This window comes from Nocardiopsis mwathae, from assembly GCF_014201195.1.
In the GTDB taxonomy this organism is placed as follows: Bacteria; Actinomycetota; Actinomycetes; order Streptosporangiales; family Streptosporangiaceae; genus Nocardiopsis_C; species Nocardiopsis_C mwathae.
The window spans coordinates 1958595-1980250 of record NZ_JACHDS010000001.1 but is presented as its reverse complement, the minus strand read 5'-3'; the positions used below and the strand labels follow the sequence as shown (position 1 = coordinate 1980250).

Below are 21656 nucleotides of genomic sequence, written 5' to 3'. Positions count from 1 at the left end.
CACCTGACACGGGCTGTCAGGAACCGAGGCGATACTGGGGTCCATGCGCGCCAGTCGACTGCTCTCCCTGCTCCTGCTGCTGCAGAACCGGGGCCGGATGACGGCCGCCCGCCTCGCCGAGGAGCTGGAGGTCTCCGAGCGCACCGTCTACCGCGACGTGGAGTCGCTCAGCGCCGCGGGCGTCCCGATCTACGCCGACCGCGGCACCGGGGGCGGGTACAGCCTGATGGAGGGCTACCGGACCCGGCTCACCGGCCTCACCGGGGGCCAGGCCGAGTCGCTGTTCCTGGCCGGGGTGCCCGAGGCCGCCGCCGAGCTGGGTCTGGGGGCCGAGATGGCCGTCGCCAACCTGAAACTGCTGGCGGCGCTGCCCACGGAGATGCGCGAACGCGCCGAACGCGTCCGCGCCCGCTTCCACCTGGACGCACCCGCCTGGTGGCGCGACCCCGACCCGGTGCCGCACCTGTCGGCGCTGGCCGGGGCGGTGTGGGCGGAGCACACGGTGGAGGTCGTCTACCGCCGCTACGACGGGCGGGGGGTGCGCCGCACCCTGGACCCGCTCGGGCTGGTCCTCAAGGCCGGTACGTGGTATTTCCTCGCCCGTGCGCACAGCGACCGTCCCGGCGCGGCGCAGGTGCGCACCTACCGGGTCGCCCGCATCGAGGACCTCACCGACACCGGCGCGGCGTTCGACCGCCCTGGCGGCTTCGACCTCGCCGAGCAGTGGGCGCTGTGGTCACGCGACTTCGAGGAGAGCCGCCACCCCCTGCGCGTCCGCGTCCGACTCACCCCCTACGGGCTCGACATGGTGCGGTCCCTGTCCTCGGCCATCACCGCGGCGGGCACCCGGGGCGCCGAGCCGGGAGCGGACGGCGACTACGAGGTGGAGCTGCGCGTCGAGTCGGTCGACATCGCCGCCTCGGAGTTCATCCGCTACGGACCCGAGATCGAGGTGCTCGACCCGCCCGAGCTGCGCGCACGGATCGCCGAGCTCGCCCGCGCCACGCTCGCCCTCTACCGCGGGGAGGACGGCGGTGGCGCCTGACGCGGAAAAGCGCGTTGACCCTCCAGTGAGGGGAGACTCCACCATGGTGCCCATGGAAACGCAGCACGGCTTGCACACCATCGGTGCACTGGCCGAACGCAGTGGACTGCCGGTGAAGACCATCCGGTTCTACTCCGATCAGGGCATCGTTCCGCCGACGGGCCGCAGCGCCGCCGGCTACCGGCTCTACGACGCCGGGGCCGTCGCCCGCCTCGACCTGGTGCGCACGCTCCGCGACCTGGGTATCGACCTGGCGACGATCCGGGCGGTCCTGGACCGCGAGGTCGATATCGGGGCGGTGGCCGCCGCACACGCCGACGCGCTGGACGCGCAGATCCGGGTGTTGCGCGTGCGGCGGGCCGTGCTGCGGACCGTGGCCCATCGCACCCCCGAAGAACGGGAGATCACCCTGATGAACCGACTCGCGCGACTGTCCGCAGAGGAGCGGCAGCGCATCATCGACGGCTACCACGAGGCCGTCTTCGGCGGCCTGGAGGGCGGAGAAGCGGTCGAGGCGAAGTTCCGCGCCGTGTCCCCGGCCCTGCCGGACGACCCCACCCCGGAGCAGGTCGACGCCTGGGTGGAACTGGCCGAGCTGGTCCAGGACCCGGGCTTCCGGCAGCGGTCCCGGCAGATGGCCGAGGAGGGCGCCCGGGCCCGCGCCGAAGGCGCTCCCGACCACCCCTCCCCCGCCCGGCAGGACCTCGCGGACCAGGTGACGGCCGCCGGACGCGCGGCCCTCGCCGCCGGGACGTCCCCGGACGCCGCCGAGGGCCAGGCCGTCGTGGAGGAGCTGATGCCGAGCATCCTCGCCGCCTACGGCGGCACCGACACCCCGGCACGCCGCGCGGAGATCGCCGAGGAGATGTCCGTCTTCTCCGACGCGCGGGTGGAGCGCTACTGGCGGCTGCTGGGCGTCATCAACGGCATGCCGCCCTTCGAACCGCGCGTTCCCGCCTGGGAGTGGCTGATCGCCGCGCTGCGGGCCACCGGCCCCCGCTGACCGGCGCATTCCACCGAGAGCGGGACTGTCAGGTCAGCGCCGTCGTCTCCGACCGCGGGCCGTCGGCGCCGCCACCCGGACGGCCGGTGGGCCCGGCGGGTCGGGTCTCCGGCCCGCCGGGCCCCCGTGCCGGGTGTTTCCAGGCCGCCACGAGCACGAAGGACACGGTCACCAGCAGCGCCCAGGCGCCGAACTTCGAGGGGTGGACCATCGCCCAGGCGTTGACCTGGTCGGGGTACCGCCAGGCACCGAGGAGGGTCGAGATGTTCTCCGCCACCCACAGGAAGAAGCCGATCAGCACGAAGGACAGTGCCAAGGGCATGCGGTAGCGGGCCGGGCCCACGGTGAAGTACACCCAGCCGCCCCACGTCACGGCGACCATCGCCACGGCGAGCAGCAGGCGGGCGTCGGGCAGCCAGTGGTGGGTCAGGAAGTTGACGTAGATCAGCGCGGCGACGACGCCCGTGGCCAGCGGCCGGTAGCCGCTCAAGGTGAGGTCGAACAGCTTCCAGGCACGCACGACGTAGCTGCCGACGGCCGCGTACATGAATCCGCTGTACAGCGGGACCCCGCCGATCTTCGTCCAGGCCTCCTCAGGGTAGGTCCACGACCCCATGTGGACCTTGAACAGCTCGAACACCAGGCCGACGGCATGGAAGCCCAGGATGGCCGGCACCTCGCGCCCGGTCTCCAGGCGCAGCCCCCAGAAGACGGCGGTGAGCACGACCCCGTAGACGAGCAGCGCGTCATAGCGCGGGATCGGCAGGGGGACCACCGACGAGGCGGCCAGACCGATGAAGATCCCCACCGCGAACGCGCACGCCCAGGCCTCGATCAGGCCGAAGCGCACCAACTGGGCGAGTCTCCACCTCCACGCCCCCACGCGCGGCCCCCGTCCCTGTCCCTGCCCGACGTGATCGTCCATGGGGGGTAGGACGCCGCGCAGCGCCGGACGGATCATGCGTCGCCCATCACGATCGCGCCGCCCGCTGACCGGATCCGGTCGGCGGGGGCAACGGGGCGGCCCGGTCAGCCGAAGAAGCCGTAGGAGTACAGCGCGCCGTTGGTCGCCACGATCACCAGGCCGGCCAGCAGCATGCCGGTGACGAAGGACGTGCGCAGGGACCGGACCAGGTACTCCAGCCCCAGCATGTTGTTGAGCAGGAAGTAGCCGAGGAACAGCGCCTGGAAGAACCCGGCCTCGGTGAGGATGCCCGGGTAGTAGTAGGGCACCCCGCTCCACATCTGGGAGGTGGTGAACCACTCCCAGGCATAGGAGGCACCCCAGCCCAGCGGGATCTGGATGATCGGGATGATCAGCAGGGGAAGGAGTTTGACGAAGCTCCACAGGCTCGGCTGGTCGGCGCGGCGGGCCTGGGACTGGGCGCGGCGCGCGGCGGCCTGCTCGGCGCGGACGCGCTCCCGGTGCGCCCGCTCGGCCTCCTGCCTGCGGCGCTGCTCCTCCTGCATGCGGCGGCGCTCGTCCGCCTCCTGGCGGTGGCGGCGCTGCTCCTCCTCCTGCCACCGCCGCTGCTCCTCCTGGCGGTGCGAGCGGCGCGAACCGGTGTCCCGGTACAGGTCGTCGTAGGCGCCGTCCTGCCCGGCCGGGGGCATCGCGGCGGTCGGCGGGGCGTGGCCGGCCCCCTGGCCCGCACCGTAGGCGGCGGTGGGCGGCGCGCCGGCCTGCTGCTGCCCGTAGGCCGCGGTCGGCGGGATCTGCTGCTGGGGGTGGGCGGTTCCCTGGCCGTAGGCGGCGGTCTGCGGGTACTGCGCGGTCTGGCCGACGCCGGCGCCCATGACCGAGGTCGCGTCGGCGCCGCCCGGCCCCGCACCGGGTCCGCCGACCGCGCGGGTGGCCTGGTCGTCACCCAGCATGTGCCCGGCCGCCGCGCCGGCGGCGGCACCCGCCGCGGCCCCGGCCGCTCCGGCGCCGAGGACGGAGGTCCTGCCTCCCGTGTCGGTGGCGCCGGTGTGGGTGGGGGCGCCGCTCAGCGCAGCGTTGACCTTGCCCACCTGGTCGCGGACACCGCGCATGACCTCGGGCGGGAGCCAGGACTCGCCGATGGGGACGTCGCCCAGCGCGTCCAGCAGGGGGCCGGGGCCGGGGCGGCGCTGAGGGTCCTTGCTCAGGCAGGCGGCGACGAGGTTGCGCAGGGACGGGGGTACGGCGGAGATGTCGGGCTCGTTCTGCAGGATGCGCATGACCATGGTGGGCATCGCGCCCTCACCGAACGGTCCGGTTCCGGCGGCCGCGTAGACGATCACCGCCCCGTAGGCGAACATGTCGCTGCTGGGTCCCATATGCTCACCCTGGATCTGCTCGGGCGACATGAACCCGGGGGTCCCGATGATCGACTGGGTGGCGGCCGTGCCGCTGGTGGCGCGGGCGATACCGAAGTCGATGACGCGCGGCCCGTCCTCGGCCAGCAGCACGTTGCCGGGCTTGAGATCGCGGTGGATGAGGCCGACGCGGTGGATCTCGCTGAGCGCCTCGGCGAGACCGGTGGCCAGGACGCGCAGGGTGTGCTCGGGCAGGGCACCGTGGGCGCGGACCGCCTCGTCCAGCGGCAGCGAGGGCACATAGGAGGTGACCAGCCAGGGCACCTCGCCGTCGGGGTCGGCGTCGATGACCGGCGCGGTGAACGCGCCGCTGACCTGGCGGGCCGCCGTCACCTCACGGGCGAAGCGCTCGCGGAAGGAGGGGTCGGTGGCCATGTGCGGGTGGATGCGCTTGATCGCGACCGGCCGACCGCCCGCGGACCGCCCGAAGAAGACCTGACCCATGCCTCCGGCGCCCAGCCGACCGATCAGCCGGTACCGGCCGATCCTCTCCGGGTCACCGTTCTCCAACGGACCCACGTCCGCACCTCCGAAATCGCCGCCGTGTCATCGTTGAGGCCCCCTGCGATCGTAGTCAAAACCCGGAGTGCATCGACCGCAAAAGCGGGTATGCCCGGTGTTTTGTCAAGGATTCCGCCAGCCCCCGATTCCACCGCGCACAGGGCCACCCCGGCGCCGAAGGGGCAGGGCGGGTGGCTCCGGGACTCGGAACGCGCGCCGCACATCGCCGACACCGAGCCGTTCGACATCATCCCAGGTCACCGCCGCACGCTCGGCAGTGCGGGAATTTCGGGCGCGTTCCCCTCTGGTCTCGGCCCGTCAGGAGTTGTTGACTACGGGGTGTGGGCCGCCCCGCCCCCGCGCAGGCACCCGACCGCGCGGAGGGCGGAGTGCCCACGCCAGCGGCGGCGGGCACGTACCGGCCCGCCCGTGCTGCCGCCGGCGTCGCCCGTGTCCCCCACCGGTGGCCGCGGCCCCGGGCCCCTGGGCCACCGCGCGCCCGAGCAAGGAGACGGGTTCGCCATGACGGTCGACACCCCGCCCGGCCGCCCCGGCAGCGACGGCGAGGGGGCGGGGCGCGCCTGCCTTCGTGCGGTTGCCGACAGTACCGAGCCGATCATCGCAGAACGGAGTGGGAGAGCGCTTGCCGGAGGCCTTTCGGGCCCGGTGGGAGGTTGGGGGTGCGGGGATCGGCGGCCGTGGGGCCTTCTCCCGCGATGAGCATGGGATTGCATCCGGTGGTGTCCGTTTTGCCGGATCGAATCCCATGGTCACCAGAAGTGGACCGCGGTGTCGGCGTTCGCAGGGGCGGCGGCGCCCAGCACGGTCATGGCGGCTAGGTGTACCGGGCGCTCCCGGCATCCTTCGGCTGCGCTGTCGTGGACATGACCGCCGACATAGCGGGCAGGTACGACAGTTGAGGAACTGCCGCGGTGTGGTGCCGGACGCCCCCGGGCGGTCCGGCACTTCCTCCCCTGCTTCGCAGATGACCGGATTCCCCCGGCCTGAAGGCCGGGGCATCCTCCAGGAGCAACGGTGACGAGACTCGGAGCTGATCTCCACTACACCGACGCCACTGAGCTCGTGCGGATGTTGCGGGAGCGGAGGGTGTCGGCGCGGGAAGTGGTTCGGGCGCATCTGGAGCGGATCGGCGAGGTGAATCCGCAGATCAACGTCGTGGTGACGCTCGACGGTGAACGGGCCATGCGGGAAGCGGCCGCGGCCGATGAGCGGTTGGCCGGAGGTGGGGAGGTCGGGCCGCTGCATGGGATTCCGGTGGCGGTGAAGGACACCCACGACACCGCCGGGATGCGGACGACGTACGGGTCGCCGGTGTTCGCGGAGTATGTGCCGGAGCGGGATGCGCTGATCGTCGAGCGGATGCGGGCCGCCGGGGCGATCGTGATGGGGAAGACCAACGCTCCGGAGTTCGGGACCGGGTCGCACACCTACAACCCCGTCTTCGGTGTCACGCGGAACCCCTACGACACTCTGCTGTCGGCCGGTGGGAGCACCGGGGGCGGGGCTGCGGCGCTCGCGGCGGGGATGCATCCGCTTTCCGATGGGTCGGATATGGGTGGGTCGCTGCGGAATCCCGCTTCTTTCAATAATGTCGTGGGGATTCGCCCCTCCCCCGGCCGGGTGCCGCAGTGGCCGTCGTTTCTGCCCTGGGAGCCCCTGGCCGTGGCGGGGGCGATGGCGCGGACGGTTTCCGATACCGCGCTGCTGATGTCGGTGATCGCGGGGCCGGATGCCAGGGCGCCGATGGCGCTGACCGACCCGGGCACGGTCTTCGCCGACCCGCTGGACACCGATGTGCGCGGGCTGCGTGTCGCCTTCTCGGCCGACTTCGGTGGGGCGCTTCCGATCGAGAACGCGCCGTCCGCTGCCGTCACCGCGGCCGCGGAGGTGTTCGCGGGGCTCGGGTGTGCGGTGGAGGAGGTTCGGCTCGACTTCGGCTCCGTCGACCGGGTCTTCCGCACCCTGCGCGCCTGGCAGTTCGCCGTGGCCTACGGGTCGCTCGTCGACGAGTTCCCCGGTCAGGTCAAGGAGCCGCTGGTCGAGGAGATCAGGGGCGGTCGCCGACTGTCCGGGGAGGAGGTGGGTGCGGCGAAGACGCGGCTGGCCGACGTGTATCACCGCTTCCGCGAGTTCTTCGACGGCTACGACCTGCTCCTCCTCCCGGTGAGCCAGGTGCTGCCGTTCGACGCGGGCCTGGAGTACCCGGCGCGGGTCGCGGGGCGGCCGATGGGCGACTACCTCGAATGGATGGCCTCGTCCTACTGGGTGACGACCACGCTGTGTCCGGCGATGTCGGTCCCGGCCGGGTTCACACCGGGCGGCCTGCCGGTCGGCGTCCAGCTCGTCGCCCGGCACCGCGCGGACGTGGCGCTGCTCCGCTACGCCTACGCGTTCGAGCGGGCCACGCGGTACGCCGACCGCCGCCCCGGCCTGGAGATCACCTGATCGATCACCCGATCAGACGACGAGCACCAAGCCGACGTAGGTCACCCCCAGGATCAGCAGGGTCGACAGCGCCCCCAGGGCGATGCTGCGGCCGCTCGATCGCGCGAGCGCGGTCAGGCGGACCCCCGTGCCCATGGCGAACAGGCCCGCCGACAGCAGCACCGTCTGCAGGACTCCCACCGGCCCCATGACCGGTGCCGGGACGGCCCCGGTGCTGCCGACGGCCACGGCGGCGAGGAAGCCGATCACGAACAGGGGGACGATGGGCGGCCGCTTGCCCGTCGCGGCCGCCGCGGACGCGGACGGCTCGGCGTAGCGCCGCCACAGGTTGACGGCGACGATGAGCGGCGCCAGCAGCACCACCCGGGTCAGCTTCACGATCACGGCCGGCGCGAGCGCCGCGCCGCCGACCGCGCCCGCCACCGCAACGACCTGCCCGACCTCGTGGACGCTCGCCCCGCTCCAGATCCCGAACGTCGCCGGGTCGAGCCCGAGCGCCCCGCGCAGCGGCGGCAGGGCGACGACGGCGAGGGTGCCGAACAGGGTGACGATCGCGACCGCCGTCATCACGTCGTCCTCGTCGCCCTCGGCGGAGTCGTTCATCGCGGCGACGGCCGAGGCCCCGCAGATCGACACCCCCGTGGCCATGAGCAGGCGCCGCTCGCGCGCGACCCCCATCAGTCGGCCCAGGCCCAGAGTGCCGAGGAACGTCACCGCCACACCGCCCACGACCACGAGAAGTACGGGTACCCCCAGCGCCAGCACGTCCCCGAGGGCCAGGCTCAGGCCCAGCAGGACGATTCCGGCGCGCATCGGCGTTTTTACCGCTGCCTGCAGTCCGGGGCGCAGCAAGGCGGGGACCAGCCCCACGTTGGTGAGCACCGCCCCGAGCACCAGGGCCACGATGAGCGCGCTGACCTCGGGCACCATCCGGTTGACGACCAGCGCCGCCGCGACCCCGGCCGCGGTCAGCCCGAGCCCGGGCAGCAGCGCACGTGCCGCCCGGGAGCCGGTCGGGGACGCTGGATCGGAAGCGGAGGAAGAGGCAGAGGACGTGGGGCCGGGAGACGAGGGTGGGACCGGCGACGCTACGGATCGTTGACTCACGGGTACCAACCCTGACTCTCCGCTGAAACGTCCGGTAGCTCCCTATTACGCACAAGGTCATACAGTGACCGTATGAGCGTGCACTGGCCCGACCTGGCGAGCCTGGAGCTGTTCCTGCTGGTCGTGGAGTACGGCAGCATCGGCCGCGCCGCCACCGAGGTCGGGTTGACCCAGGCGTCCGCCAGCCGCCGCCTCGACACCCTCGAACGCGAACTCGGGATACCGCTGCTCGTGCGCGACACCACGGGCTCCCGGCCGACCGCGCAGGGCCGCACCGTCGCCGACTGGGCCCAGGCCGTGATCGAGGCCGCCCGCGACCTCGACAGCGGCGTCGCCGCACTGCGCCGCCACCGCAAGGCCACCCTGCAGCTCGCGGCGAGCATGACCGTCGCCGAGTACCTCGTGCCCGGGTGGCTGGCGCGGCTGCGCGAACTCGAACCCGAGATCGAGGTGGGCCTCCAGGTCCTCAACTCCGAGGATGTGGCCGAGCAGGTGCACAACGGCACCGCGGACATGGGATTCATCGAGTCCTACGACCTACCGCGCGACATCGCGGCCACGCGCGTCCGCGTCGACCGGCTGGTCGCGGTGGTCGCGCCGGGCCACTCCTGGGCGCGCCGCCGCGCCTCGGTATCCGCCTTCGAGCTTGCCTCCACTCCCTTGGTGATGCGGGAGCGGGGGTCGGGCACGCGCACGACGCTGGAGCACGCGCTGACCGAGGCGCTGGGCATCGGGCCGACCACCCCGGCCCTGGAGCTCTCCTCCAACGCGGCCGTGAAGGTGGCGGTGCTGAGCGGCGCCGCACCGGCCGTACTGAGCCAGCTGGCGGTGGCCGCCGAGATCGCCGACGGCCGCCTGCGGGAGGTCGACATCGACGGAATCGACCTGCGCCGCCCGCTGCGCGCGGTGTGGCGGTCGCGGACCCGGCTGACCGAACCGGGAGAGCACCTGGTCCGCATCGCGGCCGGACGGACCGGTTGACAGCGCTGCGGAAGCACCGGCGGTCGGCCCGCCACCGGCGTACCTAACCTCTCAGGGCAGTACAGCTAGCGCCAGGTGAGGCGGAAGTAGACCCCGGCGTCGTCGGGTAGCACTCCCCAGTCCTCGGCGACGCGCGAGACCACGCCGATGCCGCGCGCGGACTCGGTGAACGGGCCGGAGTCGACCGGCAGGGGGACGTCGCCGCAGGTGCCGTCGTCCTCGACGCGGACGCTCAGCAGGCCCGGCAGCAGGTGCAGTACGACGGTGAACCGGCCGCCGAGGCCGGTGACGGTGTGGCGGACCGCGTTGGTCGCGGCCTCCGACACCAGCAGGACGGCCGTGCCCACGGTGTCCAGAGGTGGGCGCAGGCCCTCGGCTGCGGCCGCCAGCACGCCTTCGACCCAGTGCCGGGCCCGGGCGACCTCGTGGGGTCGGCCGGGGAAGGTGCGGGTGTGGGAGGAGGGGGGCGGTTGGGCGGTGGGTCGGGGGATGGGTGCGACCACGCTCAGGCCACCTCCCCCGTCACGGACCTGCGGCGCGGGCAAGGGTCCTGCACGTCTGCGCTCCTCTGCAGTGTCGGTGGCGCCCCGGGCGAATGGTGCCTCCCCGGTGGGCTCCCATTTCCACTCGAACAACTCCGTGCGCACTTCCGGACTCCGGATTTCCGGGAGGGCGCGGCCGGAGGCACCGCTGCTCCATGATCCCGCTCCAAACCATGGCCTGCCACGACGGCGACGCTTTTAAACCGATTCCTATAATTACGCGGATTTTCTCCCTGTCGGCGGACGTGGAGGGGATCGGCCCGGTTCCGCATACGCCGACGGGGTCCGCGGTCGGTACGCGGGCGCGCGGATAGCTCCGTTGTTCCGGAGGAATCAGGAGACTATCGGGATACAAAGGGCGCCACAGGCGTAGGATTGCGGTTCACCACCGTAGGTAGAAGAGGCGGAGGCACTTCCGATGACCCCCACCGACGGGACGTCCACCCAGGGTCAGAATTACCTTCCCGACCTGGGGCTGTCCCGTCCGTCCACCGCCCGGGTGTACAACGCGATCCTCGGCGGCAAGGACAACTTCGAGGTCGACCGGCAGGCGGCGGACGTCTTCCTGGCCAATATCCCCCAGGCGCGGGAGATCGCCTGGGAGAACCGCGACGCGCTGATCCGCGGGGTCGAATACATGACCCGCGTGGTCGGTATCGACCAGTTCCTCGACATCGGATGCGGCCTGCCGATCTCGCCCAACACCCACGAGGCCGCGCTGTCGATCAACCCGGCCGCGCGCGTCGCCTATGTCGACAACGATCCGATCGTTCTCGCGCACGGCCGCGCCTACCTCGCGACCGGGAGCAGCAGTACGGTCATCACCGCGGACCTCCGCGAGCCGCAGACCATCCTGCGCCACCCCGGCATCACCTCCTTCCTCGACTTCGACCGGCCGATCGGGCTGATCCTGGTCGGCATCATCATGCACATCAGCGATGCCGATCGGCCCGGTCGGCTCATGGGGGAGCTGATGGACGCGATGTGCCCGGGCAGCCACGTGTTCACCACCCAGTGGCCCGACACCGGCGACCCCGCCCAGGAGGCGCTGTCGCGGGCCTGCTTGGAAACGCTGGGCACGGGGTGGAAGCGGCCGCTGGAGCAGATCCGCGGCCTGTTCGACGGGCTGGAGCTGCTGCCGCCGGGCCTGGAGTACATCGCCCGCTGGTACCCGGAGAACCCCGGCGCGCCCCTCGCGGCGGTCGAGGACCTGCAGCCGCACCAGCGCGCGATGATGGCGGCCATGGCCCGCAAACCCGTATGACGCCCGCGGCGCCCCCTGCCCTCAGGCGACGGCGGTGCGGCGCAGGGTGGCGACCATCTCGGGGACGGGGGCGGGCGGGCGACGGCGGTGGACGACGTAGATCTCCCGGACGAGCTCGACCCCGGCGAGCGGCAGGGCGACCCATCCCCCGGGCAGGGCCGCGCCCAGGATGCTGCGCGGGATCAGGCCGAGCCCCACGCCGGCGCGGATCAGCGCGAGTGTGACCTCGTAGTCGCCGGTCTCGTAGGCGACCGACAGGGGCACGCCCTCGGCTTCGGCCGCCAGGTCCAGGCAGGTTCGGTTGGAGATGCCGGGCGCACCGCAGATCCACTCCTCCGTGGCGAGATCGGCGAGCCGGGGCGGCGCGGCGGAGGCCGGGTGGCCATCGGGGACGACCAGCAGCAGGGGGTCGACGAGGATCTGCTCGCGATGCAGCCCGGCCGCCGGGGGCAGGCCCACCCCCGAGTACCGGTGGGTGATGAGCAGGTCCAATTCGCCCGCGGTCACCAGACCGTAACCGCCGGGCGGCTCGACGTCGGACAGCGCGAGGCGGATGTGCGGGTGGGCCTCGCCGAACGCCGCCAGGGCGTTGGGCACGAGCACCTTGCCGGCGCTGGCGAACGTTCCCAGGGACAGCCGCAGGGGTGCCTCGCCCGCGGTGGAGCGCACCGCTGTCTCCGCATCGCGCAGTTCGCCCAGGATCCGCTCCCCGTAGGCGAGCAGGACCTCCCCCGGCTCGGTGAGCCGGATCCCGGCGCGGCCGCGTTCGACCAGCGCACAGCCGAGCTCCCGCTCCAGCTTGGCCAGCTGTTGGGAGAGCGCGGGCGCGGTGAACGACATCCGTTCGGCCGCCGCCGCGATCGAGCCCGCGTGCGCGATCTCCACCAGTACCCGGACCCGGTTCGCGTCGAGCATGGCCGTGTCTCACCTGCCCCCGTCGCCGCCGGCTCCCCGGCGCCCACCCCTTGTGTCCCTACCTGTTCCCCCCGGTCGACGCGCGACCCGCGCGGACGGCGCGTGTCCACACGAACGCGCCCCGTCACCCGCTAGGGTGTCGAGTCCGGAGCGACCGGACGCGATGCCAGGCGCATCCGGGCGCACAACCCACCAGCACAGACGTAAATTGATACAAAGTTTTGCTTAATCATCTTTAGCAAAGGCAACTTTAACTTAATGACCGTGGCGGGCAGAGTCGGAACATGACACCCAGCACCGCGGTTCCCGCGCACGTCCCGACGGCCGAAGACGTCCGCGCGGCGGCCGATCGCATCTCCATCCACGCGCGGCGCACACCGGTACTGCACGCGCAGGTGGACGGCCGCACGCTCACGCTGAAGTTGGAACACCTCCAGCTCACCGGCGCGTTCAAGCTGCGCGGCGCACTCAACGCGCTGCTGGCCGGCCCGAAGGCCGGCCGGGTCATCACCGCCTCCGGCGGCAACCACGGTCTGGGCGTGGCCACCGCCGCACGGCTGCTGGGCATCGAGGCCGTGGTGTACGTGCCCGAGACCGTCCCCGACGCCAAGGCCCGACGCCTGGAAGCGTCCGGCGCAGAGGTCGTGCGCGTCGGCGAGCACTACGCCGTGGCCGCTGCGGCCGCACGGAAGTACGCCGAGACCACCGGGGTGCGCTACCTGCACGCCTACGACGACCCCTTCGTCGTGGCCGGACAGGGCACGATCGGCCACGAGATCGCGATGGACGCCCCCGACTGCGACACCGTGGCCGTGGCCGTGGGCGGCGGCGGCCTGGTGGCGGGTGTCCGGCTGGGCTGCGGCGGCCGACGGGTGGTCGCCGTGGAGCCCGAGGGCTGCCAGAGCCTGCACGCCGCACTGGCCGCCGGGGAACCCGTGGACGCCCCCGTCGACTCGGTGGCGGCCTCCGCGCTGGGCGCGGCCCGGGTGGGCGACGTGCCGTTCGCGGTGCTGCGCCGGAACCCCGTCACACCGGTACTGGTGAGCGACGCGGAGATCCTGGCCGCGCGCGACCGGCTGTGGGAGGAGTTCCGCATCGCCGCCGAGCCCGCGGCCGCGGTCCCGTTCGCCGCCTGGCTGGCCGGACGGGTCCCCGGCGACGACCCCTGCCTGGTGATCTGCGGCGCGAACGCCGACTGGCGGCCCGCCGACTGACCGACCCCGAACGCTCCCGCCCCTCACCCGCCTCCCGGGGCGCCCGCGCGCCCCTCGCCGACCGGTGCCGCCGACCGCTCCCCCGCTCCGAGCCGCCCCCGGCTCTGCTCACGGTCCTGCCCCTCCCCCCGCTCCGCGAGCTCGGTGCGCAGCGCCCGGACCTCCGCCGTCAGCAGGGCCACCTGCTCCTGGGTGGCCAGCGCCGCCCTCTGGGAGTCCTCGACCTTCTCGGTGAACCACGAGGCCACCGTTCCGGTCACCACACCCAGCAGTGAGATACCGCCGATGAACAGCCCGACGGCGATCATCCGACCGTGTGTGGTGACCGGGAAGTGGTCGCCGTAGCCGACCGTGGTGATCGTGACCAGCGTCCACCACAGCGCTTCGTCGAACGTGGTGATGTTGGCTCCGGGCACCCCCCGCTCGGTCTCCAGGATCGCCAGCGCGCCGACGAACACGACGAGGCTGGAGACGCTGACGGCGTACAGGGCGACGTGGCGCCGCAGGGTGACCGTCAGCCTCCGGTTCAGCACGCTGACGACCGTGATGAGCCGCAGCAGCTTCAGCGGCCGCAGGAACGGCGCCACGATGATCGCGAGGTCGAAGAGGTTGGCGCGGAGGAAGGCGAGGCGCCGCGGCGCGATGCCGAGCCGCACCGCGAAGTCCGCCACCATCAGCCCCCAGATCACCCAGGTGGTCGCGTCGCAGATATCCACCCAGGCCTGGGGCAGCCCGGGATCCAGGATGGGCCAGGCGTAGGCGGCGAGGAAGACCAGGGCGGCGACGGCCAGCGGTATCTCGGTGTTCCGCTGCCACCGAGCCAGGGCGTCGTCTCCGTTACTCATGTGCGCGTCGTTCACGCTGCACCATTGCACCAGCCCGGAGTCGCGCTCGGGTCACGTTCCCGCTGATCGCGTTCGTCTCCCCCGCTCCGGCCCGGCCCGGGCGGGTCCGGAGCAGACGGGCGCCGCCCCGAGCGGAGCCGACGGGCACTAGATTGTCGTGGCGGGAACGCTGCGGCGGACCCGCGGTCAGACGTCCGACGATCGGAGACCCGTGCTCTACGACACGCTACGAGCGACCGCGTCGGCCTTGGGCAAGGTGGTCTACCGGCCGACCATCGAGGGCGTGGAGAACATCCCGCCCTCCGGCCCGGTGATCCTGGCCGGGAACCACCTCTCCTTCAGCGACAGCGTGGTCATCCCGCTCGCCGTTCCGCGCCGCGTGCGATTCCTCGCCAAGGCGGCCTACTTCGAGGGCCCCGGCGTGAAGGGGCGGCTCTCCCGGTTCACCTTCACCGCCCTCGGTGCCGTTCCGGTGCGACGCGGCAGCAGCCGCGAGGCACTCGACGCCCTCGAACTGGGGTTGAGGGCACTGAAGGACGGCGAGGCGTTCGCGATCTACCCCGAGGGGACCCGGTCCCGCGACGGGCGACTGTACCGCGGCCGCACCGGCGTGGCCCACCTGGCCATGGAGTCCGGCGCGCCGGTGGTCCCGTTCGCGCTGTCGGGCACCGAGCGCATCCAGCCCATCGGCGCGCGGATCCCCCGGGTCGCCGAGATCACCATCCGCTTCGGCACCCCGATGGTCTTCGGACCCGACCACTACGGCGGACGGAAGCCCGGCCCCGCACGGCGCGCGATCACCGACGAGATCATGGCCGCGATTCAGCGCCTCTCCGGCCAGGAGGAGGCGGGCGTGTACAACGCCTACCCCGGCCGGGACGACGCGTGACTCCGTGCGAGGCGGCTCAGGCCCGGGGCGAGTGCTCGGCCAGCCAGGCCTCGACCTCCTCGGAGCGGCGCGGCAGGGCGGCCGACAGGACCCGGTTGCCCTCCGGCGTCACGAGCACGTCGTCCTCGATGCGGACACCGATGCCGCGCAGCTCCTCCGGCACGGTGAGGTCGTCGGGCTGGAAGTACAGGCCCGGCTCGACGGTGAGGACCATGCCGGGCTGAAGCTCGCCGTACAGGTGCACCTCGGTGCGGGAGGCCGCGCAGTCGTGCACGTCCAGGCCCAGCATGTGCCCGGTTCCGTGCAGCGTGTAGCGGCGCTGCAGGCCCTGCTCCAGCACCTTGTCGACCGGGCCGTCGAGCAGGCCCCACTCCACCAGGCCTTCTGCGAGGGTCCGCTGCGCGGCCTCGTGGTAGGCGAGGAACCGGTTGCCCGGGGCGACCGCGGCGAGCGCGGCCTCCTGTGCCCTGAACACGAGGTCGTACACGCGCCGCTGGACGTCGGTGAACCGGCCGGAGATCGGGATCGTGCGGGTGACGTCGGCGGTGTAGAGGGTGGTGGTCTCCACCCCGGCGTCGAGCAGCAGCAGCTCACCGTCGCGCACCGGGCCGTCATTGCGCACCCAGTGCAGGGTGGTGGCGTTGGGGCCGGAGGCGGCGATGCTGCCGTAGCCCACATCGTTGCCCTCCACGCGGGCGCGAAGGAAGAACGTGCCCTCGATGTAGCGCTCGGAGGTGGCCTTGGCCTTGGGGAGCGCTTGCACGACGTCGTGGAAGCCGCGCACGGTGGAGTCGACCGCCTGCTGCAGCTGGCGGATCTCCCACTCGTCCTTCACCAGGCGGTGGTCGTGCAGGGTGACGGTGAGCTCTTCGTCGCGCCGGGCCGCGGTGTCCTGCTCCTCCTGGGAGACGGCGCCGCGTACCTCGGCCAGCACCGACTCCAGTCCGCTGTCGTGGCCGCGCACGATGCGGGTGGGCGCGGAGGGCGCCTTGCGCAGGACGTCGGGCAGCGTGCGTACGTCGGCCGTGTCGATCCCCAGCAGTGCGGCGGACTCCTGCAGGCTCTCGCGGCGGCCGACCCACAGCTCGCCGTGGCCGTCGAGCCAGAACTCGCCGTTCTCCCGGCTGGAGCGCGGCCGGAGGAAGGCGGTGACGTCGTGCCCGCCCTCGGCGCGGGGTTCGAAGACGAGGCAGCCGTCGTCGGTCTGGTCACCGGAGAGGTAGACGTAGTCGCAGGCGGCGCGGAACGGGTACTCGGTGTCGTTGGAGCGGGTCGTGAGGTTGCCCGCCGGGATGACCAGCCGTTCGCCCGGGAAGGCGGCACTGAGCGCCTCGCGCCGCCGCGCGGTGTGGGCGGCCTGTTCGATGGGCTTCAGGTCGCGCATCTCGGTGTCGGCCCACCCCGTGCGCATCCATGCGACCAGCTCCTCGGAGGGCGCCTGCGCCTGGCCGTTCTTGCGGGGCTTGAACACCGGGGCCTCGGCGGTGCCGGCGGATTCCGTCTCGGCCTGCGGATGCTGGTGGTCGGACACGGTAGGGCCCTCCTCATCGAGTGCGTGTGGTGCGGGCGCCGCTCGTGGCGGCGCTTCCTCCTCATCGTATGAGGATCGGACCACCCGGATACCCCTGTGCCCACCGCCGCCGCGAACGCACGCGCCGGTGCCCACCCCGGAGCACCCGGACCGGGCCCGGAGGCGAGCTCGACGCGACAGCCGACCAGCTAGCGACCGACGCCACTCCCCCGCTTCCCTCCCATCTCCCATCTCCCCTCCACCTCCCTCCCATCTCCCCTCCACCTCCCTCCAGCCTCCCTCCAGCTCGTCCCCCCGTCCCTTCCCTCTCATTCGTTCCTCTCATCGCTCGCGTCGGTGCGCTACCCCAGAAGCCTGGTGAAGGGAACGCAGTCGGGGTACACGATCCCCGGGACCTCGGCGGGGTCGAGACGGGTGTAGCCGAGGCGGGTGTAGAGCGCGATCGCCTCCGGCTGGGCCGGCCCGGTGCTGAGGAACGCCGTACGGTAACCGGCGCGGTGGGCCGCCGCCTCCAGTTCGGCCATGACCCGGCGGGCCAGCCCGCGGCGCCGGTGGGCGCCAGCGGTCCACACGCGCTTGAACTCGGCCGTCGGAGCGCCGGGCGCGACACGGGCACCCGGCACCCCGTCCAACGGGTGCTCCCAGCGGCGGAACGCCCCGCCCGCGATGACCTCACCGTGCTCCTCCAGCAGCAGGACGCCGCCGTGCGGCGGGGCGAAGTCGGAGTCCGGGATGGAGTTCATCTCATAGCGGCCGTTCTCCTCGCCGTAGCGGCGGCTGTACTCGGCGGTGAGCTCGGCGATCATGGGCGCCGCCAGCGGGTCGGTGATGCGAACGGACCGCACCGCGATCCCCGTGATCCCATCTGCGGTTACGCCGACGCCCCCGCCCCCGTCGCCGGCCCCGGCCGCCACCCGGCCCGGATCGCGGGTCGCGCACCGCCCGCTGTGCCCGCCGCGCGATGTACCCATGCGCCGCCCCTCCGCTCGCCTCGTGTCCTTCTGGTCCCATCGGCCCACCCCACAGGCGGCCCGAAAGCACGATACGCCCGCCACCGCCCAGATCCGGACATGCCTGCACACCGCCGGGAACCGCACGCACACCGGCGAACGGTGGGGCGGGTCCGCAGCGGCGGGACACCCGCGTCTAGAGTGAACGGCATGGCTTTGAGCGAGCGCATCCTGCTGGGACCTGGACCGAGCAACCCCTACCCCGAGGCCACCGCCGGGCTGGCCGCACCACTGCTGGGGCACCTCGACCCGGAGTTCATCAAGCTCCTGGACCGCGCGTGCGACCGCCTGCGCACGGTGTGGGGCACCGCCAACCCGGTGACGCTCCCGCTGTCGGGGACCGGGTCGATCGGCATGGAGGCGGCGTTCGCCAACACCGTCCGCCCCGGTGACGTCGTCGTGGTCGCGGTCAACGGGGTGTTCGGCGTGCGGATGTGCGAGGTCGCGTCCCGCTACGGCGCCGAGGTGATCCGGGTCGACCACACCTGGGGCGAGCCGGTGGACACCGAACGCGTCCTTGCCGCGCACCCCTCCCCCGCGATCGTCGCCGCCGTGCATGCCGAGACGTCGACGGGGGTCGAGAGCGACATCGCGGCCCTGGGCGCGGCCCTTCGGTCGCGCTCGACGGAGACGCTGCTGCTGGCCGACTGCGTCACCTCGCTCGCCGGGATCCCCGTGGCCGTCGACGCGTGGGGGGTGGACATCGCCTACTCCGGCACGCAGAAGTGCCTGGGCGTCGCCCCCGGGCTGGCGCCGTTCACCTTCTCCGAGCGCGCATGGGAGCGCCGGGTGGAGGTGCCGCCGGTCTGGTACCTGGACCTCGGCCTGCTCGGCGCCTACGTCCACGGCGCCCCGGGCAGCGGCGGGCGCGTGTACCACCACACGGCACCGACCGCGATGATCGCGTCCCTGGACGCCGCGCTCGCGCGTATCCAGGAGGAAGGCCTGGACGCCGTCACCGAGCGCCACCGCGCGGTCGGCGCCCGCCTGCAGGAGGGCCTGCAGGAGATGGGCCTGGAACCGTTCGCGGCGGAGGGCCACCGACTCCCCCAGCTCACCTCGGTGCGCGTCCCGGAGGACGTGGACTCGGCCAAGGTGCGCGAGCGGCTGCTCACCGAGTACGACATCGAGATCGGCGCGGGCGTGGGCGACCTCGCCTCGACCATCTGGCGCATCGGCCTGATGGGCCACAATGCCCGCCTCGACCGCGCCGAGCTGGTCCTGTCCGCCCTGCGCCGGGTACTGGAGCGCTAGGAGGCCGAAAGGGCGGCCCGTCGGCCTTCGGCGCGGGCGCAGCGGGCCCGCTGCTGGAGGCCGTGTCGGTGGTCCCGTGCGCGGTGTCCTGCGGAGACGCACAGCAGCGACGAGGGCAGGAAGGGACTGGGGCCGCCGGTCGCCCTGCGGGTGGGCAGGCGGCCGGGCCAACGGCGGGGGCCTTCGCGCCGGTCCGGTCCTGGTCCCGTTGGGAGAGGCAGCGACGAGGAGGAGTGGGGCATAGGCGCCCCTACCCACCCCCGGTCCGTGCCGCAACCGGCCGTACCGGCGCCCTCCCCCGTTGATCTCGGCAAAGTGCACCTAATGGCAGCGATTTTTCGGTGCACTTCGCCGAGATCAACGGGGGAGGGGGTGGGAAAGCGCTGTCCGATGGTCTTTCGGGTGCGGGGGATGGTTGGGGGCGGGCGGACCGGCGGCTTCGGCCCGGCCGGAAGTCCGGCTTTCCGCTTCGCGTGCAGCCGTTTCCATGATCCGGGAGCTCCGACCCCTCCCTGAAGATGATCATGGGCTCGCATCCGGTGGTGTCCGTTTCGCCCGATTTTTTCCCATGGTCATCGCGGGGATCCATTCTGGTCCGACCAGCCCCCCGATCCGGGGCCCTCACCCGCGCGCCACCGGGGTTTGGGCTCGGGGTAGCGCTTTCCCGCCCCGCCCTCGTTGATCTCGGAGATATCGGGGTCTCGCGGGCGGTTTCTACCCCGATATCCCCGAGATCAACGGAAGTAGGGCCGCGGATGAGGCCGGTTGCGGCACGGGCCGAGGGGTGGGAGGGGCGCCCTCCCGGCTCCTCCTCGTCGCTGCCTCTCCGTACGGGACCGGGGCCGACCGCAGGCGCTGGCACTCGCCGCTGGCCCGGCCACCCGCCCACCCACAGAGAAAAGGCGGGCCCAGACCCCTGCCGCCGTCGCTGCCGCTTTTCCTGCAGAACATCCCGCACGTGACCGCAGACAAGGCCGCCCAGCGGACCCCACCTGCCCCCGCCACCCGCGCAGCAGTCAAAGGAAAGTGACGCTGCGGCCGGTCATCACCGGGGAAGCGGTCTCGCCGGGCTCCAGGTCGGAGACGAAGGTGTGGCAGTCGGGCTCGTTGAAGACGAGTGCACGCGCATCGGTCGAGTTGGTCAGCCGACGGGCGGGAACGGCCTCGGCCAGCGTGTGGCACACGTTATTCGGCGGGTCGACGAGGTGGGGCTCGCGGAAACCGACCGTGTAGGAGAACGTTCCCCTGGCGACATGCGCGGGCGACGCCACCCCACCGAGAACGAGTCCGGCGATGGCGAGAACGGCTACGTAACGCTTCACGCTGCTCCAAGCGCTGACGGTGATGGCCAATCGGCCACTTTTCAGCACCGCACGCGCCTCGCCTACCGAGACATCGGCACAATCCCCGTTATCCGGCCAGCCGCATCCAGGTATGCCCCGAATTCCCGGGAGACCTGGTCACCCGGACGTACCGGTCGCCCACCCGACGTCCCATCGGCTTGCCGGGCTTGACGGGCTTGACGGGCTCGCCGGACCTTGCCAGGCGCGTCACTCCTCCCGGAGGACGCGGAAGGAGATGCCTTCGCCCCGCAGCCGGGCGGTGAGAGCGGCGCCCATGGCGACGGCCGGGGTGACCTGGCCCGCGGTCGTCGGCAGGTCGCCGTGCGCCAGGCACAGTGCGGCCTGGGAGAAGATATCGGCGGTGGCGTCGTACGGGTCGCCGCCCGCGACCTCGGTGACGACGCGGCGGCCTCCCCCCTCCCCGAGGAACCGGAGGCGGAAGTACCCGCGGGCGCGCTCCTCCGCCGACGGGCCGTCGCCCTGCGTGCGCTTGCCGAGGAGGTAGTCGCGGACCCGGGGGATCTTGGAACCGACGACGAGACCGCCGACACCGGCTGCCGTGCCCGCCGCGCTCACCAGGCGGCGGGTCGCCATGTACTGGCCGTAGCGGAAGTCCGGGCCGTACCGGTCCAGCGCCGCGGCGGAGCGCCGGATGATCTGCGGGTCCAGACTCGGCATCGGCAGCGCCCAGCCCTTGGTCAGCCGGGTGCGGGGGACGGGGCGCTGGTCGACCCGGGCGCGCCGTCCCGTTCCGATGCCTTCCTCAGGACGTGCCAGGTGCCGCTCCACGGCGGCGCGGTCCTTGGCAGCGCGCGCGGCGGCACCCTGGTCGGCGACGATCCCGATGAGGCTGTGCCAGGTGCCGCCGGACGGCGTCGACGACATCCGGACGAAGCCTTCGATGCTGATCGGGACGTCCTCGGGCAGCTGCTGGACGGTGAAGTAGGCGCCGAGGTCGTGCGGAACGGAGTCGAACCCGCACGCGTGGACGAGGCGGGCGCCGGTGCGCAGCGCCTCCTCGTGGTGGGCGACGTACATCCGGTCGACGAAGGTCGTCTCCCCGGTGATGTCGAGGTAGTCGGTTCCGGCCTGAGCGCACGCGGCGACCATGGGCTCGCCGACCTCGGCGAAGGGGCCGGCCGCGGCGGCCACGACGCGGGCGGACTCGGCGACGGCCCGCATCGAGTCGGGGTCGGTGGAGTCGGCGGTCAGCAGGTCGAGATCGGCGCAGGCCGGGTTGATCCCGGCGAGGCGTTCGCGCACCGCCTCCAGCCGCGCCCGATCGCGCCCGGCCAGTGCCCAGCGGGTGTCGGCCGGGGCGTTGGCGGCGAGACGGTCGGCGGTGAGTCCACCGCTGAACCCCGTGGCGCCGTAAAGGACGATGTCGTATGGGCGCGTCATCCGAC

At 72.6% G+C, this 21656-nt stretch carries 18 protein-coding genes; 8 read left to right on the top strand and 10 right to left on the bottom strand.

The window, feature by feature from the left end; genetic code table 11:
• Window positions 1-43 precede the first annotated feature (43 nt).
• The gene (locus HNR23_RS08145; protein ID WP_184074815.1) at window positions 44-1045 is read left to right on the top strand and encodes a helix-turn-helix transcriptional regulator; all 1002 of its coding nucleotides are present in this window, start codon (window positions 44-46) and stop codon (window positions 1043-1045) included.
• A gap of 52 nt (window positions 1046-1097) precedes the next feature.
• A complete protein-coding gene (locus HNR23_RS08140; protein ID WP_343070474.1) occupies window positions 1098-2048 on the top strand; it encodes a MerR family transcriptional regulator in 951 nt (316 codons plus the stop codon).
• Between the two features lie 28 nt (window positions 2049-2076).
• On the opposite strand, the gene HNR23_RS08135 is transcribed toward HNR23_RS08140, so the two are convergent.
• Window positions 2077-2973, bottom strand: coding sequence for a DUF817 domain-containing protein (locus tag HNR23_RS08135; protein ID WP_184074813.1), 897 nt, complete (start codon window positions 2971-2973; stop codon window positions 2077-2079).
• 104 nt (window positions 2974-3077) lie between these two features.
• Window positions 3078-4907: a protein kinase domain-containing protein gene (locus tag HNR23_RS08130; protein WP_184074812.1), complete on the bottom strand. Its 1830-nt coding sequence runs from the start codon at window positions 4905-4907 to the stop codon at window positions 3078-3080.
• Window positions 4908-5924: 1017 nt separating this feature from the next.
• Between HNR23_RS08130 and HNR23_RS08125 the strand changes: the two genes are divergently transcribed.
• Window positions 5925-7355 carry an amidase gene (locus HNR23_RS08125; protein ID WP_184074811.1) on the top strand — a complete coding sequence of 477 codons (1431 nt, stop codon included), beginning with the start codon at window positions 5925-5927 and terminating at the stop codon, window positions 7353-7355.
• Window positions 7356-7367: 12 nt separating this feature from the next.
• On the opposite strand, the gene HNR23_RS08120 is transcribed toward HNR23_RS08125, so the two are convergent.
• Window positions 7368-8462, bottom strand: coding sequence for a YeiH family protein (locus HNR23_RS08120; protein WP_343070473.1), 1095 nt, complete (start codon window positions 8460-8462; stop codon window positions 7368-7370).
• A 72-nt stretch (window positions 8463-8534) separates the two neighbouring features.
• On the opposite strand from HNR23_RS08120, the gene HNR23_RS08115 reads away from it, so the two are divergent.
• Window positions 8535-9443 carry a LysR family transcriptional regulator gene (locus HNR23_RS08115; RefSeq protein WP_184074810.1) on the top strand — a complete coding sequence of 303 codons (909 nt, stop codon included), beginning with the start codon at window positions 8535-8537 and terminating at the stop codon, window positions 9441-9443.
• Between the two features lie 65 nt (window positions 9444-9508).
• Here HNR23_RS08115 and HNR23_RS08110 read toward each other — a convergent pair whose 3' ends face one another.
• Window positions 9509-9946 carry an ATP-binding protein gene (locus tag HNR23_RS08110; RefSeq protein WP_184074809.1) on the bottom strand — a complete coding sequence of 146 codons (438 nt, stop codon included), beginning with the start codon at window positions 9944-9946 and terminating at the stop codon, window positions 9509-9511.
• Window positions 9947-10403: 457 nt separating this feature from the next.
• Here HNR23_RS08110 and HNR23_RS08105 point away from each other — a divergent pair, with 457 nt between their 5' ends.
• Entirely contained in the window at window positions 10404-11249 is an 846-nt protein-coding gene (locus HNR23_RS08105; RefSeq protein ID WP_184074808.1) for an SAM-dependent methyltransferase, read from the top strand.
• A gap of 21 nt (window positions 11250-11270) precedes the next feature.
• Here the strand turns inward: HNR23_RS08105 and HNR23_RS08100 are convergent, their stop codons facing one another.
• On the bottom strand, window positions 11271-12164 hold the full coding sequence (locus HNR23_RS08100) for a LysR substrate-binding domain-containing protein (protein WP_184074807.1): 894 nt from the start codon (window positions 12162-12164) through the stop codon (window positions 11271-11273).
• Between the two features lie 284 nt (window positions 12165-12448).
• Between HNR23_RS08100 and HNR23_RS08095 the strand changes: the two genes are divergently transcribed.
• A complete protein-coding gene (locus tag HNR23_RS08095; protein ID WP_184074806.1) occupies window positions 12449-13378 on the top strand; it encodes a threonine/serine dehydratase in 930 nt (309 codons plus the stop codon).
• A 23-nt stretch (window positions 13379-13401) separates the two neighbouring features.
• Here HNR23_RS08095 and HNR23_RS08090 read toward each other — a convergent pair whose 3' ends face one another.
• A complete protein-coding gene (locus HNR23_RS08090; RefSeq protein WP_184074805.1) occupies window positions 13402-14223 on the bottom strand; it encodes a potassium channel family protein in 822 nt (273 codons plus the stop codon).
• 211 nt (window positions 14224-14434) lie between these two features.
• On the opposite strand from HNR23_RS08090, the gene HNR23_RS08085 reads away from it, so the two are divergent.
• Complete coding sequence (locus HNR23_RS08085; protein WP_184074804.1) at window positions 14435-15112, top strand: 1-acyl-sn-glycerol-3-phosphate acyltransferase; 678 nt, start codon at window positions 14435-14437, stop codon at window positions 15110-15112.
• 16 nt (window positions 15113-15128) lie between these two features.
• Here the strand turns inward: HNR23_RS08085 and HNR23_RS08080 are convergent, their stop codons facing one another.
• Together HNR23_RS08080 and HNR23_RS08075 are read right to left on the bottom strand one after the other, a co-directional pair.
• On the bottom strand, window positions 15129-16643 hold the full coding sequence (locus tag HNR23_RS08080; protein ID WP_184074803.1) for an aminopeptidase P N-terminal domain-containing protein: 1515 nt from the start codon (window positions 16641-16643) through the stop codon (window positions 15129-15131).
• 341 nt (window positions 16644-16984) lie between these two features.
• A complete protein-coding gene (locus tag HNR23_RS08075) occupies window positions 16985-17614 on the bottom strand; it encodes a GNAT family N-acetyltransferase (protein WP_184074802.1) in 630 nt (209 codons plus the stop codon).
• Between the two features lie 189 nt (window positions 17615-17803).
• Between HNR23_RS08075 and HNR23_RS08070 the strand changes: the two genes are divergently transcribed.
• The gene (locus tag HNR23_RS08070) at window positions 17804-18907 is read left to right on the top strand and encodes a pyridoxal-phosphate-dependent aminotransferase family protein (RefSeq protein ID WP_184074801.1); all 1104 of its coding nucleotides are present in this window, start codon (window positions 17804-17806) and stop codon (window positions 18905-18907) included.
• Between the two features lie 1016 nt (window positions 18908-19923).
• On the opposite strand, the gene HNR23_RS08065 is transcribed toward HNR23_RS08070, so the two are convergent.
• Both HNR23_RS08065 and HNR23_RS08060 read right to left on the bottom strand, forming a co-directional pair.
• Window positions 19924-20229 (bottom strand): hypothetical protein, encoded by a 306-nt coding sequence (locus HNR23_RS08065; RefSeq protein WP_184074800.1) that lies wholly within the window; start codon window positions 20227-20229, stop codon window positions 19924-19926.
• Window positions 20230-20457: 228 nt separating this feature from the next.
• Window positions 20458-21651, bottom strand: coding sequence for a saccharopine dehydrogenase family protein (locus tag HNR23_RS08060; protein ID WP_184074799.1), 1194 nt, complete (start codon window positions 21649-21651; stop codon window positions 20458-20460).
• Between the last annotated feature and the right edge of the window lie 5 nt (window positions 21652-21656).